The 18384-nt window shown below is 63.2% G+C and carries 20 protein-coding genes; all 20 read right to left on the bottom strand.

All coding sequences use genetic code 11. From position 1 onward, the window contains the following. Position 1: 1 nt before the first annotated feature. Positions 2-2275 carry a hypothetical protein gene (locus tag Q0C17_RS17165; RefSeq protein WP_291209030.1) on the bottom strand — a complete coding sequence of 758 codons (2274 nt, stop codon included), beginning with the start codon at positions 2273-2275 and terminating at the stop codon, positions 2-4. Continuing rightward, on the bottom strand, positions 2272-3102 hold the full coding sequence (locus Q0C17_RS17160; protein ID WP_291209028.1) for a hypothetical protein: 831 nt from the start codon (positions 3100-3102) through the stop codon (positions 2272-2274). Before Q0C17_RS17160 ends, Q0C17_RS17165 begins: the two co-directional genes overlap by 4 nt. A 2-nt stretch (positions 3103-3104) precedes the next feature. Further along, positions 3105-5369, bottom strand: a complete 2265-nt coding sequence (locus tag Q0C17_RS17155; RefSeq protein ID WP_291209025.1) for a phage tail length tape measure family protein — start codon at positions 5367-5369, stop codon at positions 3105-3107. A 3-nt stretch (positions 5370-5372) separates the two neighbouring features. Then, positions 5373-5648, bottom strand: a complete 276-nt coding sequence (locus Q0C17_RS17150; RefSeq protein ID WP_291209023.1) for a hypothetical protein — start codon at positions 5646-5648, stop codon at positions 5373-5375. A gap of 65 nt (positions 5649-5713) precedes the next feature. After that, positions 5714-6142: a hypothetical protein gene (locus Q0C17_RS17145; RefSeq protein ID WP_291209020.1), complete on the bottom strand. Its 429-nt coding sequence runs from the start codon at positions 6140-6142 to the stop codon at positions 5714-5716. Continuing rightward, positions 6139-6333 (bottom strand): hypothetical protein, encoded by a 195-nt coding sequence (locus Q0C17_RS17140; RefSeq protein ID WP_291209017.1) that lies wholly within the window; start codon positions 6331-6333, stop codon positions 6139-6141. Before Q0C17_RS17140 ends, Q0C17_RS17145 begins: the two co-directional genes overlap by 4 nt. After that, the gene (locus Q0C17_RS17135) at positions 6333-7262 is read right to left on the bottom strand and encodes a phage tail tube protein (protein WP_291209014.1); all 930 of its coding nucleotides are present in this window, start codon (positions 7260-7262) and stop codon (positions 6333-6335) included. The genes Q0C17_RS17140 and Q0C17_RS17135 overlap by 1 nt, the downstream gene beginning before the upstream one ends. Before the next feature lie 21 nt (positions 7263-7283). Beyond that, positions 7284-7703 carry a hypothetical protein gene (locus Q0C17_RS17130; protein ID WP_291209011.1) on the bottom strand — a complete coding sequence of 140 codons (420 nt, stop codon included), beginning with the start codon at positions 7701-7703 and terminating at the stop codon, positions 7284-7286. Positions 7704-7713: 10 nt separating this feature from the next. Then, complete coding sequence (locus Q0C17_RS17125; protein ID WP_291209009.1) at positions 7714-8391, bottom strand: hypothetical protein; 678 nt, start codon at positions 8389-8391, stop codon at positions 7714-7716. Further along, entirely contained in the window at positions 8388-8708 is a 321-nt protein-coding gene (locus Q0C17_RS17120) for a hypothetical protein (RefSeq protein ID WP_291209007.1), read from the bottom strand. Before Q0C17_RS17120 ends, Q0C17_RS17125 begins: the two co-directional genes overlap by 4 nt. Further along, on the bottom strand, positions 8705-9325 hold the full coding sequence (locus Q0C17_RS17115) for a hypothetical protein (RefSeq protein ID WP_291209004.1): 621 nt from the start codon (positions 9323-9325) through the stop codon (positions 8705-8707). The genes Q0C17_RS17120 and Q0C17_RS17115 overlap by 4 nt, the downstream gene beginning before the upstream one ends. A gap of 5 nt (positions 9326-9330) precedes the next feature. Beyond that, positions 9331-9783 carry a hypothetical protein gene (locus tag Q0C17_RS17110; RefSeq protein ID WP_291209002.1) on the bottom strand — a complete coding sequence of 151 codons (453 nt, stop codon included), beginning with the start codon at positions 9781-9783 and terminating at the stop codon, positions 9331-9333. A 77-nt stretch (positions 9784-9860) separates the two neighbouring features. After that, positions 9861-10289: a hypothetical protein gene (locus Q0C17_RS17105; protein ID WP_291209000.1), complete on the bottom strand. Its 429-nt coding sequence runs from the start codon at positions 10287-10289 to the stop codon at positions 9861-9863. Between the two features lie 100 nt (positions 10290-10389). Then, positions 10390-11823 (bottom strand): phage major capsid protein, encoded by a 1434-nt coding sequence (locus Q0C17_RS17100; protein WP_291208998.1) that lies wholly within the window; start codon positions 11821-11823, stop codon positions 10390-10392. A 106-nt stretch (positions 11824-11929) separates the two neighbouring features. Next, positions 11930-12844: a S49 family peptidase gene (locus Q0C17_RS17095; RefSeq protein WP_291208995.1), complete on the bottom strand. Its 915-nt coding sequence runs from the start codon at positions 12842-12844 to the stop codon at positions 11930-11932. Beyond that, entirely contained in the window at positions 12841-14214 is a 1374-nt protein-coding gene (locus Q0C17_RS17090; protein ID WP_291208992.1) for a phage portal protein, read from the bottom strand. Before Q0C17_RS17090 ends, Q0C17_RS17095 begins: the two co-directional genes overlap by 4 nt. Beyond that, positions 14214-15983 (bottom strand): terminase TerL endonuclease subunit, encoded by a 1770-nt coding sequence (locus Q0C17_RS17085; RefSeq protein ID WP_291208989.1) that lies wholly within the window; start codon positions 15981-15983, stop codon positions 14214-14216. Before Q0C17_RS17085 ends, Q0C17_RS17090 begins: the two co-directional genes overlap by 1 nt. 1 nt (position 15984) lies before the next feature. Then, positions 15985-16599, bottom strand: a complete 615-nt coding sequence (locus Q0C17_RS17080) for a phage terminase small subunit P27 family (protein ID WP_291208986.1) — start codon at positions 16597-16599, stop codon at positions 15985-15987. Between the two features lie 113 nt (positions 16600-16712). Continuing rightward, entirely contained in the window at positions 16713-17117 is a 405-nt protein-coding gene (locus tag Q0C17_RS17075; RefSeq protein ID WP_291208983.1) for an HNH endonuclease, read from the bottom strand. A 318-nt stretch (positions 17118-17435) separates the two neighbouring features. After that, positions 17436-18377, bottom strand: coding sequence for a hypothetical protein (locus Q0C17_RS17070; protein ID WP_291208980.1), 942 nt, complete (start codon positions 18375-18377; stop codon positions 17436-17438). Positions 18378-18384 lie beyond the last annotated feature (7 nt).

Raw genomic sequence — 18384 nt, 5'->3', positions numbered from 1 at the left:
GTCAGTTGAACGTAGTGCCGACTACGTCGCCGGCCTCGATAACGGTCAGATAGGACCAGCCATCGACCGCAATGCCTGCGGCGGCGCCAATATAAAAATCGTTATCTGTTCTCGTTGTATCGCCGGGCTGGGCTGTTCCGCCGCCGAAGAAACTTGGGTGTCCGGATTGGCCAGGAGCATCACGAGACCCATCATGACCGTCGCTTCCACCGTTTACCCCTGAACCGCCTCTGCCGCCGCGGGAGCCTTGGCCACCGCCGCCGCCGTGATACTTGCCGCCACCGGCATAGACACCGCCTGAACCGCCGCCGGGGGCCCAAATTGCGCCGTCCGCCATGTCAACATCGACCGGGAAACGCGCATAGAGGGATGTGCCGCCGGCGGTCGGCGGCTGGTACTGGTTTGGCGCGGCGCTTGCCCCCAGATGGGACGCACCGTCGCCGCCTAGTCCCTGCACCCGCCCGCGAATAATAAGCGTCAAATCCATATCGACCGGCCATAAGCCGATGTCGAGCGCCGGAATTGACGTGCTTGTCGATCCGACGATGACGTTCGGCTCGATGATCATCGTCGCCGGTTTCGTGATGTCTGGATCGCCGTAGAGCGCCTGATACGCCTCGCGGAAATTCAGGTTGTAGGTATCCGCTTCGATGAAGATGCTGCGCTCGTCGGGGTCAAAATCCCCGTACTCGCGGAAAAGCATCTCCTGCAGATCGAGCGCATAATCGGCGTCGCGCGGCAGAAGACGGGTCAGTTCACCGGGCACCGCAACTGGCGCACCCGTCGCGTCCTGAAACGGCTCGCCCATGATCTGATAGCCGCGCCCCAGCACCGGGACGATCAGCCCGCCGCGCGGCAACGCGCATTTCATCTTGCGCAGTGGGTCGCGGTATCGGCCGAGAATGATGTTCCCGACGCGTTGCGCAGGGATCCGGCCGCCGGTCGCGATCCACGGCACATAAATTTTCTTGATCGCCGGGGTCCAGTAATCGATCTGCGCCTGGCCGTCGATGACGGATGCGACCGAGGCGTAGTTATCCTCGTCGCTCACCTTCTTCAGCGGGTTGTTCTGTGCGAAGTAGGTCCAGACATCCGACACGCGCGTGTCATGCTGCTCCGAAACCTGCGGCCGATCCTTCACGCTGATGTTGTCGGGCGTGAGCAGCGCGGCGTCGGTCGGGATCGCCTTGATCACCTGAAGCCGGATCATCGGCGCGAGATCGTCCCACCACACCTTGAGGCCGGCGGCCTGAACGACTTGTGACGCCAGCTCGCGGACCGGCGTCGGCTCGGCGATGCAGCGCGAATAGACGGTGCTCAGATTGGCCGCGACCTCCGCATCCCAGCTGTCGAGGGGAATGTAGGTCGCGGAAATGCTCGCATAATTCACGAACAGGTCGAACAGGATCCGGGCGGCGGTCTCTGCGGTGTAGACCAAGCAAAGCTGAACGCGATCCTGCGCCTTCAGCGCCGTCGCTGGTGTATTGCGCTGCGCGCGCGTGATGTCGAACACATCGCCCGTCCTCGTGTACAGGCAAATCTCCTTGCCGCCGATCGCGATCTCGCCGGAAATCGGGTAGGACGCGCCGGCGCCTACTGGGGAGATCGTGAACTCTTCGTCGTCGACAGCGAGATCCGATGTCAGGAATCCGGGCGAAAGCATCGGCGCCATCGCGCGGTCGCCGTCCGCGAGCTTCAGCGCATCCTTCGCGACGATGCGGAAGCGTCCAGCAAAGTCCGGCCCGTCCATTTCGTCGACGACGAAAGTCCGCTTCTCCATCTCTTCGAGGGTCTGGCCTTCCTGGCCGCGATACCAGCGCAGCTCGCGGCCGCGAAGCGAATACTGCCGTGCCCGAAATTTCCCCCAGAAGGATCCTTGCTTCACCGGATCGTAGCCGCGCTCAAGCCGGTATTTGTCGAAGCCGGGGCCAGTGTCGGTCCACGGCTGATCCCGGAACACGACTTCGAGCGAGGCTCGCCGGCCGAGGTTCTCGCCCAGCGATATCTCCTGCGGGGTAAAACTGATGTCCTCAATCAGTGCGAAGGCTTCTATGCCGGCCCGGACATATTGCAGCCCTTGTTTCGAGAACCGCCATGTAACGGGCTGATCCTCGTAATTCGCTTGGTCCTGGCATGTGCGCGGAGAATTGAAGCACTTGATCGTTCCGGTCGGATTTTCTCCGACCAGCGTGGCGGTGCACGGCGAAACCCCAAACGTATGGACGCAAAAAGGAATGTCGGCTTCGATGAAGTCAAGCGCCTTGATCAGACTCACTGAGGCACGCCCTCGATCGATAGGCTCACATTAACGAGTTCGGTCACCTCAGTGATCGGCACGTCCGGGTCGCTCACGCACCAGCAGAAGGCAACATCGTCTGGGTGCTGCTGCGGCGACCAAGCCCAAAAGAAGGGGTTGCGGTCCTTCGCATGCCGGATGAACGGCATCATCTCGGCCAGAAACCACGCGCCGTTCAAATGGTCGATGAAGATCGACGTACCGAGCCCTTCGTCCGTCATGACGCTGCCCAGAAAGTCGCCCTTCATTGAGCGATTCGTCTGTATGTCCGTCCGAAAGCCGCGTGTGATCGGCGTGTGCGGCGGAGGCAAGCCACGCAACACCTCAAGCAACTTGCCGATATAGATAACCGCAGCGGACGGAGCCACGGGCGTCTCGGCGTCGGGCGCGAGGTCGATGACAACCTGGGATAGATAAATCGGGTCGACCCGGATCAGAATTACTCCGTCGTGTGACGGGAGAAGCGGGCCATAGAGCGGTAGAAACTCACCTTCGTTCTCTGGATCTGGCCTCTTGACCGAGATCTCGATCTTCCCGGATCCGAAGTTGTGCCGGGCGATCGCGATATAGTCCACCGGCTCCTCGGTGACGAGATCGAACGTCAAACTCTGTGCAGACGTGCTGTCGCTCATCCACTTCGCATTGGTGAGATCGTTGAGGAGGTTCGACGCGGGATAGTCGGCATCTTCCTGTTCGGCGTCGACCGCCGTAATGACGGACTTCCAGCCGAAGACCGGGGCGTTGAGTCCGAGAAGGGGAGAATGGCCGCGCTGGATGACAAGAGCGTCTGCGATGTAGATGGACATCGTTAGCTCGCCATGCGTTGAATGGTGATGAGCGGCGTTCCGCCATCGACCGTATTTTGGTTGATCTTCTTGACCATTTCTTCGATGGACTCCGCCTTCACCGTGTCGCCATAGAGCGCGATGCTGATAGCCTGCCGCTGCACGGCCTCTTGGCTTCCGCCGGACGCGGCGCCTGCCGACGGTGACGCACCGCCACCGCCACCCCCGCCACTGGCCGACTTCGAGGTCTTGTTCGTCGACTTGATTGCCATCACCTGCTTCATGCCGAGGGCGAGGTGCGCGGCGGCCATGACGGCGGCCCAGGGCATCGGATATTTTGCGAGCGATTTGGCCACGCCCTCATAGGTCGACACGATGGCGTTCGCGATTGCGACCGCTTTGTTGTCCTCGAACAGCTGCCCCATGATGCCCATGACATCGGAGGCATAGCCGGCGACCGTGGCATGGGCCTCGGCCGTCGCGCGGCGCTGTGCGTCGGCGTAGGTCTCCCAGGAGATCGCGCCGGCGTCGACCATCTCCTTCAGGTTCGCCAGATCCTGCTGCAGTGTTTCGAACGGCCCGCGGTTCTCCATCGTGAGCCGCATGCCGTCGAGCTTCAGCTGGGCGTTCGCGTAGGCTTCGCCGAGCTCGTGAAGCTGCTCCAGCTGCGCCGGCAGCAGTTCGATGTCCTGCGCCTTCGCGGCCGCGATCAGTTCCTGGGTGAAACGGTAGGCCTCCGCCTTGCCGTTCGTCATGTCGAGCGCCGCCGCTTCCGCCTCCAGCGAGGCCACACGCTCCTTCGCCTGGCCAACGATGTCCTTGTACGCATCGTTGCCCATCGCCCGGTCCGTCGCGCGATCGCGTGCCGCGTTGCCGATCGCTCCCATGAACTGACTGGCATAGTCGGTCTGATTGATCTGGCCGAGACGATCCTGCAATCCGCTGAGAATGCCGTCGAGCTGCTTCTGTGCATCTCCGCCGCCGATATCGACACGGCCCAGACTGACGGCATTGAGGGCAACGCCCGGCAGCTTGTTGAGCAGCTCTATCGACTTGTTGACCCCCGCCTCGATGCCGGCGACGAGAAAATTGGCGGCGTTCTCCGCGGCGAGACGAAAGGCCGGTGGCAGCGAGGCGAGAAACGCCTTGAAGACCTCCCACATGCCGTTGAGCCCGCGGACGATCATGTTGAAGGAGGACGCCGCGTCCTTCTTGATCCAGTCCCACGTCGCCTCCCAGTACGGTGCCAGCCAGTCCAGCGCCGGCCTGATAAAGCTGTAGATGCCGTCGCCGATCACGCGGAATACGCCGAGGGCGACGTCCATGAAGCTGACGGTGACCTTCGATGTCTCGTTGATCGATGCTGTCAGGGCGCCCACGGCAGCGCCCGCCACGCCAATGATCGCGATGAACGGCGCAAACCTCGCGGCGAGGCCTGCCGCGCGTGTAGCGATCTCGCCCAGCGCACCTCCGACGCCGCCCGGTGCGGTGGAAAGGATCTGGTACAATTGGCCGCCCTGGCTGGTCAGAACCATCATCGGCGGCGCGCCCATAGCGAGCATTGTAACGACGTCGTTCACCTGATAGGCCAGGTTTCCCCACTGGTGGGTCGCAAGGCCGGTCTTCTTCTGAACGCCGTCAATGGCGTCGCGGGTCTGGTTGAACCGCGTAATGGCCATCGCGTGCGCGCCCGCGAGTTCGCCGGTCGAAATAATGCCACGGGCAGCCAGCGCCGAGTATTCCGCCATCTCCGCGTTGAGCCGGTCCTGCGCGGCCGATAACGGATCCAGTTGCGCCCGCAGGGCCGATGCACGCGCCTGATACTGCGCGGTCTCCCGCGCCGCTTCCTCGAACACAGCGGCCGACTGTGCCGCCGCGCCGTGGACTTGCGCCTGCACGCCCAGCAGCCGGTTGATGTCCGTCTGGTCAAAGGATCCGCGCGGCGAGCCGGCGGCTTGGTAAGCCTCACGGACGCGCAGGATCGAGGCTGCGGCCTCGTCGGCCGAGATCGTAGCTTGCTCCTGCGCGCGTTCGATCACGCGCATCTGGCGCTCATAGGTCTGCTGCGCCCGTAGGGTCGAATCCAGCGCCACCTTTTGCCGCTCATACGCGGCGGCGGCGGACAGCTGACGACGCGCCGCCCGCTCGGTTGCGATCGAGACGACCTCGCTTGATCGGCCGAGCTCCTCCTGCGCCACGGCCACACCGCGCGCGTCCGCCTCGGCCTTCTCCGCGCCGTCGGACGTGTACTGAATACGTACACGGCGAATGGATTCGAGAGTTGCCAAGGGTTAGCTCCGCGGCTGCTGTGATTTCGGCGTTGTCTTGCGGATGTGTTCGAGGAACACACCGTCGAGATGCCGGATAGCGGCATGGAAGAATTCAAACTCGCCGTCTTCGATGTGAAAGCGGCGAGCATATTGGTCGATGGTCGAGAAAGTGATTGAGCCGGCGGCGCCGAAGCCCAGCTGCCGGTCGCCGGATAGATCGTGAAAGGCGGCGAGATAGCGCCCAAGATCCGGTGGAAGATCCGGTCTTGTTTCGAGCGCCCGAGCTGACCCGGTCATCTCCTCAACGTCCTCGAGGAACTCGATGTGATCGCCCCACTCCAAATCCCAGAGCAGGGCGTCTTTCAGTTTTTTAGGTCGGCCTTGTCCTCTTCGTCCTCGTTGTCCGCCACTGTCGTGGCAGCAACCAGGCAGGCGTCGCGGAAGTCGATGTAATCCGGATCCGTCAGCAGCTCGCGCAGCTTTTCCTTGCTGAAGGGGATATCGGCGCCGGCGTCGTCCGTGAGGTTCCACGCCTTGCCGGTATCGGGATCCGGCATGACGCAAGTCTCGACGAGTATCTCGGTGTTAAGCCGCTCGCGGCTTTCGATCGACAGGGTGCCGCGCTTTTCCTTGCGGGGCAGGGACTCGAAGAACCTCGCGGTTAGCTTCGCCGCTGCGGCGTTGCGGAGACCTCGCGTGAAGATCTTCAGATCGCCCATGTTCGGCAGGTCCGTCATCCAGCGGCCGTTCTCGCGCGCATGGGTGTTCGATCTCAACTCAGAAAGTTTCATCGCGTCGTTTCCTTTTTCCTTGGTTGCTTTTCGCGGACCGCGTCGCGCTGCGCGTGGCCCTTCCTGACGAGCAGTTCGGCGTACTCTGCCGACAGATCTTCCGGGCGCTCGCCAGCCCGAAAGGTCCGCGCCGTTGTCCCATCGGGGTAGCCCGTGAAGGCGGCGTGGACGGTGATTCCGTTGTCCACCATCAGGCGACGGCGCGCGTGATCTTGATCGAGCAGGCTTCGCCGGCGTCGAATTCGGCCTGCCACGGGATCTCGGCCATCACGTCGTCGTCGTTGCCGCCGATCGGGCGCGCGCCGTCGAGAAAGCGCGCGCGGGGGATGGACAAAGTGTACTTCTCGCCCGTATCCGCGCCGAGCGTCAGCGAGATCGCGCCGTGCGCATGGTCCATCACCTTCTGGTAAAGCGCATTGCTGGTGAAGTACGCCGTCACTGTTCCGGTCACGACGCAGCGACCCTGGCCGAATTCCTGCGTGTAAAGCGTGCCGATGGCTGGGCGCACGCGAAGGCCGTTGTTCACCTCCACATTGAGAGCACGGATGATCGGCACTGGATTCAACCCGGCGACCGCCAGCGAGGCAGCATGTGCCGAGGCGGTCAGGATCGGGTTGTCGTTCGGAGGCGTATAGGTAGCGGACTCAAGGATCGCCGTGCCCAGCGTTTCCGAGTGGCCCATTATGCCGATATTGCCGGTAACCAACCCGCGCGCTTCCATCGCGAGCGACAGGGTGTTCACCATGCAACCCAGGAACCGGCTGAAGCTGTCGGTCGCGCCAAGCTCGACCGTCTCCTCGATCGTGAAGCTCGGCGCCAACACGCCGTTCTTGAGCACGTTCGTATCCCAGCTGCCGCAGAGCGCCGCCGCGAGGAAGTCGTCGAAGGATGCGTAGGAAAGCTCGATCGGATAGCCGCCCGTCACGTCGAGGCCGACCAGGGCGATGTTCGATACGTTGCGGTCTGCCCGGATCTCGTTGGATACGGCCGTCGCCTTGGTGGAGCGGAGCCCACCACTCGTGACGCGCATCTCCTGAAACACCGGCTCGGCCGGCGTCACGCCATACGAAGCTTCCGCGATATACGCGACGCGGGAGCGGCTGCTGGATCCAATGGTCATGTGAAAGCTCCGTGAAGCGGGTTAACCGAGTACGTCGTGCTGATAGGGTGTCGAGAACGAAAAGACGTGGTAGAGGCCGTCATCGCTCCGGTCGTCGAATACCGGCGAAGTGGGCGCGTGCGTAATGACACCAGAAATGCTTTTGCTGCGCATGGTAACGGCCAGCGCATCGCACAGTGTCACCGCGGCCTCGCGAGGATTCACCGTCTTTTTTCCAACCGAAACGACCAGGCGAATGGCGCCGGTGTGGCGGAAGACATTGCTTCCCGGCGCGCCGATGCTGGCCTGTTCGGCGTCGGGAACGGTGTACTGGATGGCGACAAAAGTGCCGCCATCCGCGGGCGGGGCGTCGCCTTCATCCTTCAAGCCGCGAAACGCGACATCGGGATGCTCGGCCTTCAAATAGGCCTCGACCGCATTGACAACAGCCATGCTTGCCATGCGTCGTTCCCTATTTGCTTGTACGGACGATTATAGCCGGCTGCCGTGTGTCTCGGCGAAGAGCGGCCTGCCGCGCGCGGCGGCTGTAGCCGGTGCGCGATGGCTTTCGCATCGCCGCCCACTTCAGCAGCGCCCCGCCCGGAAACTCGCGAAACCCAAAGCCGATGCTGGTGACATTGCCGAAGCGTTGCTTTGCCAGCGCCGCGATGCCCTCGTAGACACCCTCCGGAGCCTGTTTGCTCTGGCCGCGCTCGATCTTTCGCGCGTAGGGCTGTTCGTTCAGAAACACATATTCGCGCGCGGACGGCGGGTTCTCGATGTCCGCAACCTCGACGTCGTCAGCGAAGAGCTGATGCGAGGTCTGATAGTCGCCCTTGAAGCGAGGCGAATGCTTCTTGAGCGCGGTATGGATCCAGAGAAGCACATCGGCGACCAGCTCGAACTCGAACACGACAACGCCGTTCGGTTTAACGCTTTCGAGTGGCGCGCCAGCTCGGCCATCGACAAAGGTATCGTGCTCGGGAACGCGTCCGGTCACGATGCGATTGATGGACTGAGCGTCGGCGAGATGTTCACGCGCGACGCGCGCCCGGATCTCTGCCTGGGCGGCCGGGGCCAGATCTTCGCCAACGAACGCGACGATGTCCCGTTCCAGGACGTCCATCCGTGTGCGGACGCGCGCGGTCATCGTCCCTTTGCGGTGATGTTGTAGCCGACGACAACCCCGGCAATCGCGCGGGTCTGGTTGTCGACTTCCTCGATCGCCAGCATGTGTTCGCCAAACTCGACGATGTCGTCCCTGGCCGGGGCAAAGGCGAGATCCTCGTTGAGCAGCACGATCTCGTGGGATGTCTGCTCGATATCATTCACCAGCTCGTCGCCTTTGACGCGCGTGACCTTCGCGAGACCGCTGGTTTCCTGTGAGCCTCCACGCGTAATCGTGACGGTGATGCCGTGGGGTTCCAGCTGCCGCCGCAACGCCGCCTTGGCCGCTTCAGGTGTCATAGGCCGTACACGCGGAAGGGAGCTAGCAACCGCTCGCCCGTCTTGCGGAGCGTCTCGGCCGCGATGTCGGGAAGGGCATAATCGAACGTGCCGACGCCCTCGACCACTTCGCGCCGGATGGCGCCGGAGATGCCGCCGGCGGTCTTCAGTTCGGCCGCCATCAGGATCAGCCCGTGCTTGATGGCCTTCGGCACATCGGCGGCAGCCTGCCCGGCGACATAGCGGATCTTGACGGACTTTGCCGTAGGCCAACTGTAGCCTTCCGCGCGGACAACGTAGCCGTCGATCAACTCGTAGCTCTCGCCGTCGATCGTGTGTTCGACGTTCTCTTCGTCGCGATATTTGATGCTGGTGATGGTCGTCGCCGGTGCGTAGGCCAGGCGAATGCTGCCGTCGCATTCCGCGATGCTCCAAAAGCCGCAGCGAGCCTGCAGTTCGAGCGTCTGCGTGCCGATCGCGCGGCCGAGCCACCCATTCGGCCCGTCCACGCTCTGCTGCGCGACGGCGAGCAGCAGATCGACATAGGTGTCCCCATCGGAGGTCGGGAAGACCTGCGTGGCCTTGGCTTCAGCGGCCGTGACGGCCGCTGCCGGTGCTCCGATGAGGACAGTGGTCATGGCGTCTACTTGCCTTCAGCAGCGAACTTCTTAAGCGCAGCGACGACATCATCCGGCTTGTCCGGAATGTTATCGGCGCCGAGAAATTCGGCGGCTTCCACCCGCAATTCCTCCGGCTTCTTTTTGCTGGCCTCATCGGCCAACTTTCCGGCGGCCTTGCGTTTCGCGGCCAGATCCGCGGCAAGCTTTTCAGCCGCAACCTTCTCAGCCGCCGCGCGCTCGGCCGCGATATCCTCGGCGGTCTTCTCCTCGACACCGGCAGCCTTGCGCGCCTTCGATGCGGCAGGTGTCCCGGCGGCCTTGACAGCATCCTCGCTCAGGCAACCGGCCTTGTGCAGGCGTTCCGCCTGCTCGACGCCCGGAGGCGGGTCGAAAGTGTCGCCTTTGACGTATCGCCTTTCGGGCCGAACCCGAGAGTCGACGCACTCGGCCAGCACGATGAAGTTCTTGTCCGACATGATGTCCTCGATGTTCTCGCGTCCCGGCGCGTTAACGCAGCGCCGGGCGCGTAATTACGGGGAGGTGGAGGTCGACTTTAGGCGACCGGCGGGTTCGGGGTGGGCGAGTAGCGCGGGCCAAGCAGCAGCGCGGCAACCGCGAGGAAGACGTTGCCGCTGTTATTCGCTGGGGTGATCGTCAGCCGCACGTAGCGCTTCGAGCCCACGTAGCCGATCTTCCGGGTCTTGTCGTCGGCGGCGAACGTGAAGGCCGCCAGAGCCTCGGTGCCGGTCAGGAACTGGTCCGGCACCGCAGCGGCGTCCGAAAGGTTCGACTCGTCGCCGTGCTCCACCAAGACGGTGAAAGTGGCGTCCGCATCGACGAGGGCGCCGAGCAGAATTGCGAAGACGAGGCCTTCGTAGCCCAGCAGGTCGATGATCTGGGAGACATAGGGCGTGTTGTCGGTAACTGCAGCCGCCGGGCTGATCGCCCGCGCGAGATGGATGGAATTGGCGAAGTCGCGCATTGCGGCGAGCTCCTCACGTTGGGGGGATCGAAGGGCGAAAACACAAGCGGCCCGGCGTGGAAGCCGGGCCGCGAACTAGGCGGGCGTATGCGCCGGAGCGTTAGGCCGGTACGTCGAGCACCACGAACGGCGAAACTTCGTAGCCGTTTTCTTCCTTGATCGGCGCGGTAAGCCACGGCGCGCCGTCGACATTGTAGAAGATCTTGATGATCGTCTTATTGGACTTGAACAGAACATGTTCGGAGGCGGCGACAAACGGGCCCGAACCATCCTTGATGAGATAGTTCGAGTATTCACCCAGCACCAAGTCGCCCTTGGATCCGAGCGCCGGGGCGCGGTTGTTCCAGCGCAGCGGATAGCCGAGCAGGGTCCCCGCAAAGCCATCACGAGCATTTTCCACCCAGATAAGATTGTTGTTCTCATCCTTCATGGTGGCGATCTGCGGCAGCACCGACTGCGGCGCCGACCAGACCGGAGATCCACCGCGCATCAGCAGTCGGGCGACCATGTTTACGAGGTCCGCGTACTTGACCTGGTTCGCCGTCGTGCGATTGACCTTGTAAGCCGCGTCAGACTCGATGACGCCGAGAGGCTTGTGCACGCCGTTCCCGCGAAGGAAGGCGTAGTCCTCTGCCTGGGCAATGCCGCCGCGAAGCAACTGCTCGATGAACGCAGCAGACGCCTGCCAATTTCTCAGCAGCTTGTCCGTGATGGTGACAAAGCCGGCCACTTCGTGAGGCGTCAACGTGACCTCGCGCAGTTTAGCGTCGGTCTCGGGTTTGTCTTCGCCTTCGCCAATCCACTGCACCTCGACGCCACCGAACATGTTACCCGGCGCCGTGCCGGTCTGGTCAAGGGCCGGCATCGTGACGCCGGCATCCGGCGGGGTGCCCGCCTCGATAACGCTGGCCCGGGGGCGGACAAGAGCCTCCTGCGGCTGGACTTGCATGATGTTCGACCGGAACTGATGCGGCACCATGAACCCGCCGGACGGATTGTTGTCCATACGCATTTCCGCATGAATCTCGGAGCCTTCCACCTCGGCCGAGCCAACGCCCTCCACGAAGGTAAGACGCGGGTCGTTGTGGTTGAACCGAACCGAGGACATGAACTCGCCGAAGTTCTCGAACTCGCGGCGAGCACTCGGACCGGGTGGGATCGGCATCGGCCCGCCACGACGCGCAGCCGCTGGCTGCACGGCATTCATCTGCTCTTCGGCGGCCGCGACTTCCTGCGCCCGCTCGATGCGTTTGTCGAGTGTCACCTTCTCGGCCTTGAGGCCATCATAGGCCGCCTGTTCCTCGGCCGTCAGGTCGCGGTTTTCCTCCTCGGCCTTGTCCAGCAGGGCCTTCATCTCGCCGACAAGTGTGACACGCCGGGCGAAAAGAGCGGCCAGTGGCTCGGCCAGGTACTGATGGTGATCCGCTGCCCACGCGAAGGCGGGAGTGGGATCGAACAATACTGCTGCGCTGCAGATAAGAGCGACGGCCACTGCCGCAGCGAGCAGGGCGTACATCGGTCGGATGGTTTTCATTTTGGCGGATCTCCGCTCGCTGCCGGGCTGGAATGCAAAACCCCGCCCATGCCGGCGCATGAACGGGGCCTAACCGCCGATGGCGGATTCGGTGAATTGTGTGTGGTCAGAAGTCCGCGAGAGCGCGACGCTCGCGTTCGAAGGCGGTGGCGCGGCGCTTCTCGATCGGGCGACCGTACAGCGACACGCCGAAACGCTGCAGCGTCTCATCGAGCGTTGCGATGCGGTCGACCATGCCTTCCGACAGGGCCTGTTCGGCGAGAACCATATCGCCCTCGCCAAATCCGTCGCGTACGGCCGTCAGAGGCTTGCCGCGGTTGCGCGCCACCGCGCGGACAAACATGTCATAGCCCTGGTCGACGCGCGCCTGCATGCGAGCGGCGGTTTCCTCATCGAGAGGGCCGTAGGGATTGCCGGAAGCCTTGAATTTGCCAGCCTTGATGATGGTCTTCCGGACGCCATCCTTTTCCAGCTTGGCGCTGATGTCCTCATGGACGCCGAACACGCCGATACTGCCCACCGAGCCGGAGGGAGTAACGACAACCTCGTCGGCTGCCGATGCAATCCAGTATGCCGCACTTGCGGCGGTCGCGTTGACATGCGCAACGATTGGTTTGGTGCCCCGCGCATTGAAGATCATGGCGGAGAGCTCGTCCGTGCCGCTGACCGCGCCGCCAGGCGAGTCGATATCGAAGACGATGGCTTTGATCTGATCGTCACGAAGCGATGCCTGGAACAGCGAGGAGAGGGCCTCGGAACTCGTGGATTCGCGCACGCTGCTGTTGCCTACCATCGACATGCGATTAGCGATGACGCCGCGGATCGGAATGATCGCCACGGTGCCTTCTTTGCGGGCCACGGCGCGCTCTTCCTGCTTGCCGATGCGCGCCTCGATGTCCGACGCCTCCAGCTTTTCGCCGCGCGCCTGGGCCTCGAGGAAGTCGAGAATGGCCTGGAGCTTGGCCTCGTGCATGGCCCAGCGCTCATCGCAGATGGCTGTCAGGATGTGGGAGTACCTCATTCGTCCTCCTCGTCGTCGCCTGCGTCGGCAGGTGCGTTCTGTACGGTTGGGGCAGTCGCTGGATCCGGCGGATTGAGCGCCCGTGAAAGCGGCTGTACGTTGTTCGATACGAACCGCTGATCGCCCTCGGGCCCGATCGGATCCATGTCTTCGAGAGCGAGAATGTTGTTGGGCGTAAGCCCGGCCAAGCTGAACAGCTCCTTGTAGAACATGGCGCGCGCCTGCATGTCGCCGCGGAGCAAGGCATTCATGTTGAACTTCACGAAGTAACCCTTCGCGCGCTCCTCTTCATTGAAGAGCTTCCAGTTCAGCTCCTGTTCCCACGCCGCGACCCAGGGCTCGATGGTCTGGCGCACGAAGCCGATCATCAACTGCTCAACACCGGTGCCCCAGCTCGTCGACTTCTCGTGGCTCTGCAGAAGAATAAGCGGAACATCGTAAATACGGGCGATCTCGGCGATGTTGAACTCGCGGGTGCCAAGAAACTGCGCGTCTTCGGGAGGAATCGTGGTGGGAATGAATTTCATTCCCTCTTCGAGCACCTTGATGCGGTGTGCGTTGTCCAGTCCGCCTTGGCGTTCAACGTCCGCGCCCGGATCGGAGCGCTTGTCTTTCGCCTTGCCGATGTTTTCCTTGGCTCCGCCGGACAGCTTGCCCGGGTGAAGAAGGAAACCGCCGCTCTTCGCCTCGTTGGCGAAGAACTTCGCCCCGAATTCCTCCATCGCAAGTCCGGTACCGATCGCTTGTTGTGCGAGGCGAACGGGCGACAGGCCGACATAGCCATCATGGCTCAGGTCCATGATGTGAAGCACGTTGTCGTGCGGCAGCTTGAAAGTCTGCCCCCCGATGACCGTCTCGAAATATGGAGCGTCGGATCCGACATCTTTCTTCGGCTTGGTTTTGTCGGGCAGCAAAGGCCAGAGGGCGACGGCCTGGCCGCGCCCATTGCGCTCGATCTCGATATAGCCATTACCCCAGCCGAGGGCGTGGGCCTGGACAGTCTTTCGCAGCGTGCGCGACCCCATGAACGGATTCGGCCGCAGCGCGAGGCTGCGGCTCATCGGATGGTTTCGGACCTCTCTGGATCCGCCACCCTTCTTCGGCCGGCGGATAGAGATCGGAAACCGCGCGATCGGATTCGCGATCCGGTTCCAGCACGCATATACGACAGGCAGATACGGCGCCGTGAACTCGTTTACCTCCGGCCCAGCCTTGGTCTTCCCACCGATCATGCGCAGCAGCCAGCCGCGGTCATCGTTAAGATACGACGACGGGCCGTACACAGCCGCTTTCATGGCGTCCATACTCTCGGAAGCCGTGCTACCGAGAATTGCCGCGCGAAGCGCGTCGAGGCGCGAGGCGAACGGCATCAGACTTCGATCTCCATGATGCCGCGCTCCTCATAGACGGAAGGCGGCTCAACCTCGACGGCGACCGCAAGTCCAACACCCATAACGGCCGCGACAATCCCGTCGATCTTCTCGGCGGACTTCTTCTTGGCCGGCATGTAGTTCATGTTCTCGTCGAACCTCACTGCAGCGTTCTGGGCCATCCAGCGCAGCACCGGGTGGCTGCCGTGGTCGAGCGTGCCGGCATAGACCAGGCGCTCAAAATCCTTGCTTGGACCCGCGAACGTCCGGATGCCTTGGCGATACTCGTGGAGGAGGTCCGGGTCGAAGCCTTCCTCTTGCAGATCCGTGATCAGCTTCGTCGTGTTCCACGGATCGTACGCGACGCCGGCGAGATCAAAGTAGCGCGCGTCGTCGAGCAGCGCGTTCATGATGACGTTCTGGTCGACCACATCTCCTGGCGTCGTCAGCAGCGCGCCGGACTCGAAAAACCGGTCGTAGGGCACTCGGTCGTTCTTGACGCGAACGGCCATCGTGTCTTCCGGCACCCAGAATTGCGCATACAGATGCCAGAGCGGGTCGTCGTCCTCCGGCGGGAACACGATGAGTTTCGCGGTAATGTCCAGAATGGACGAAACGTCGATCGCGCCAAACCCGCGGCGGCCCGCCATTCTCTCACGGATGGTCTTCCAGCCGTCTTTCTCGCCGGCGCAAGCATCCCACTTCCGGATGTTAAGCCAGCGTACGGACGCCTCGACCCATTGGTTGAGGTGGTAGCGCCGAAAGTGAGCTTCAGCGCGCGGGTTGTCCTTTGCGATGCGCGCTTCACGGCGCAGGAACGATATTGTCGGCGAAAGGCCGAGGGACGGATTTGGCGCCGCCCAGGTAGCCTCATTGAACGGATCAGCTTCAGGATCGGCCGCGAAGATGACGACGAGCGTCGTCGGATCCTCAATACGCCCGTCAAGAATGCCGACGCTTTCTTCCCAGAGCCCGTAGCCAACGAGATTTGACTTCAATCCGGCTGTCGAGGCGTAAAGTTCGATCGGTTGCAGCCTGGCGCCGGTGCCCTGGCGCAGGTTCGTGGCCAGATCGGTGCTCGTCCACTCGTGCATCTCGTCGCCCACGATGACGGTGGGCGAGCGTCCGTGTTTTCCTTCGGCCTTGCCACTGAGAAGCTCGAACAGCGCCCGGATCTTCGGGATCCAGATCGACTTCTTGAAGGACTGGACACCCTTGGCGAGCTTCGGCGACTGAGCGAGCATCGCCTTGATCTTCTCAAAGACGATCTTGCCCTGCTTTTCGTCGCGCGCGAACGCGAAGCCCTGGCCGCCGATGACGCCTTCGAGCACGAAGAACAGTATCGCCAGTGCTGCCAGAAACTCGCTCTTGCCGTTCTTGCGCGGGATCCAGAGCATGAGCCGCCGGAATAGGCGTACATGCTCGATACGGGGCTTGCCGCTCTCCTCGTCGATAACCTCTTCCGGCCGCTTCCAGCCGACGAGCAGGCGGACAATCACCTCCTGCCAGAGGATCAGATTGAACGGTTTGCCGGCGAAGCGGTCCTCGGTTAGGCGAAAAACGCGCGGCCAAAGCCGTACGATCTGCTCTGCCTTCTTCGCATCGAACCACGCACCGGGTTCCGCCGCGGCGCGATGCCAGGCGATGCGCGCCCACTCGTATTGCGGATCGTCCGCAGGAATCCACGACGGCAACGGAAAGAGTCCGCCCGGCGCTCCAGCTCGCAGTGCCGCCGCCGTCACCGCCGTTTCGGCGACATAATCGGGCATGTCAGTTCGGCAGCGTGTCGGGGCCCGCCGAGTCCATACGGTTCAGCACGCCGATCATGTCTTCATCCTCGGGCGCCTGGTCGACAGGTTCGCCTTCGGAGCGGGGCGGGGCGCTTTCGCCGCCGGCCGGCAGGTTATTGCCGAACAGCGGCAAGCCGGTCGCCAGCGACTGATCCCGCAGCATCTTGAATCGCATGTCGGGGCGCATGCCGAACGCCCCTTCGATCTCTCGAAGGGTCTTGTCGAGATCCTGCCGCGCATGAAACGCCGGATGGCGCTTCTTGGTCTCTTCGCCCGTGGTCGACTTCGTGTCGTACCAGGTGCCTTCCTTTCGCACCGCTTCGTCGGCGGCGATCCAGTCGACGACATACCGGCAGTATCGAGCGAGCGGGAATGCATCGAGCTGGGTCAGCGCGTTCAGCTGACGAAGCAACGGCGCGAGCGTGTTCCAGACTTCCGTGGCGGCCCGGCTCTTCTTCAGCCACTTGGGCGGCTTCACACCTTCCACGACGATCGGCTGCAGCTGCGGCGGCGACGATTTCTTCGCTTTCCGCTTGCCGGGGTTTCCCTTCGCGGCCTGAAGGCCGGGCGCGTCAGGTTTTCGTCCTCGCGCCATGATGACCGCCTCTGAAAAAAAAGTTTTCGCCAATTTCGCGGGCGTAAACGCGAACCTCCCCCAGCGGTCCGGGCCCCCCATCCCCTGAACTTTTGACCCACCCCCGGTGGGCCTTAATTCAGCGCGCGCAGCTCGCGCGCGACACGCACAGCGACCTCGCTGTCCAATCGCATGTCCTTGGCCTCGATCTCACGCCGCGACCACATGTGCTCGAGGCGCTTCTTCAGAACGTTGTGACACCAGCCGCATGCGGGCTGCCAATTGCCATCCTCATCCCAGAACTTGGCCATGTTGCCCTTGTGGGGCTCGATGTGATCCGTCACCTCGGTGCATGTAATGATGCCGAGGGCCTCGCAGCCGAGGCAGAGCGGGTGCCGCTGACGGAAGAGCAGGGAGCGTACGTCCCAGCCCGATGTGTAGCCTCTCGCCCTTGCGCTTCCCCGCAGTGCATCCCGCTCGGCATGTGAGGGCTGCGCCGGCAGGCCTGCTGGGCGGAATTGCTTGGGCCGCCTCGGCATCGCACCTCACAGTGATAGTTGCCCCACCGAGACGCCCGTATGCAGCGGCGTGTCGATAGCCACGTTCTCGTGCGCTGGCTTGGTCTGCACACCAGAGGCCGGGGCGGACCTCAATTCGATAAGGAAGCCTCCCGTCCTGGCCGCCCGTGGCGCTCAGGCCACGGGTCGGGGGGACAGGCGTCACATGATCGTCTCCGTTGGAAGATCGCTGCGCACGATGTATGGGCGAGGCCCGAAACGACGAAACCCGGCGCGGGGCCGGGTTCCATCAGAGCGCAGTGCTCTTGATCGACATACCTCCAAATTCCAGGCGCAACGTCAAGCGCGGGCTTTCGGGCGTGTGGAGAGGCCGCGCCGCATCGCATCCCCGGCAGCACTCAAATGCATGTACCGCATAAGGTTTCGGCGGTCTGTCTCGCCGCCCGGCCGGGTCATGTTGTCGGGCCTGCCCGGAATGTTCTGCACAGGCCGCAAATCCGGCAGCACACGAATCGTGCGCGAATCGCCGGTCTCCCAAGGCCGCACGGGTATGGACGACGCCTCGACCTCGATCGACGTCATCAGCGGCGGCATCTCTTCCATCAGCGCGTTCAGCGCGTGCGCCCAGCACTCATATTCCGCACGCTCGGCCACCACGGGCGCCGGGTCCGGCTCCAGCCGCACCTTGCGATAGGCGTCGAGGTGAGGCTTGCGCGTCTTCGGATCGATGCCGTTCGTCTCGACCTCGTTATAGGCCGTGCCGCCATCGGCCGTGGTGTAGGGGATCCGCACCTTCCGGAACCAAAGCTCCTTGCCGTTCTGCCCGCGCACGATCTCGCGCGTCACCGGCTCGGCCTCCCAGATCGGCCGGGTGAACAGCACGGCGCCCATGCGCACGATGTTGAGCAGCCCGCGCTTCAGCCGCCGCTCGCCATCCTCGCCGATGAACGTGGCCTGGCCGATGCCGTGATGCACAGCCTCGCGGGTCTCGTCGGCATCGAGGCCGAGATCCGTCACCGGGTTCCAGTCCGCCGGCAGCACGACGGGGCAGGCGTCGAGCCATCGCACCGCATCGCCGATCGTCAGCGCGTCCGGATGAGGGTCTCCGCTTGCATAGAGATCCGGCGTCACGCCGTACATATTGTCCACGCGCTCGGCCGCGTCCCACATCGAGCCGACATTCTCGGACGGCCGGAAGTCCCGGATCCGTGCGCCCGGCGACGCGGCCACCTTCGGCAATTCCTCTCGGAACGCCCATTGCAGCGCGCGTTCGATGTCCATCCGCTTC

The sequence above is a fragment of the Hyphomonas sp. genome (genome assembly GCF_022844445.1).
In the GTDB taxonomy this organism is placed as follows: domain Bacteria; phylum Pseudomonadota; class Alphaproteobacteria; order Caulobacterales; family Hyphomonadaceae; genus Hyphomonas.
The sequence above is the reverse complement of the archived record's forward strand: the minus strand, read 5'-3'. Positions and strand labels throughout refer to the sequence as shown.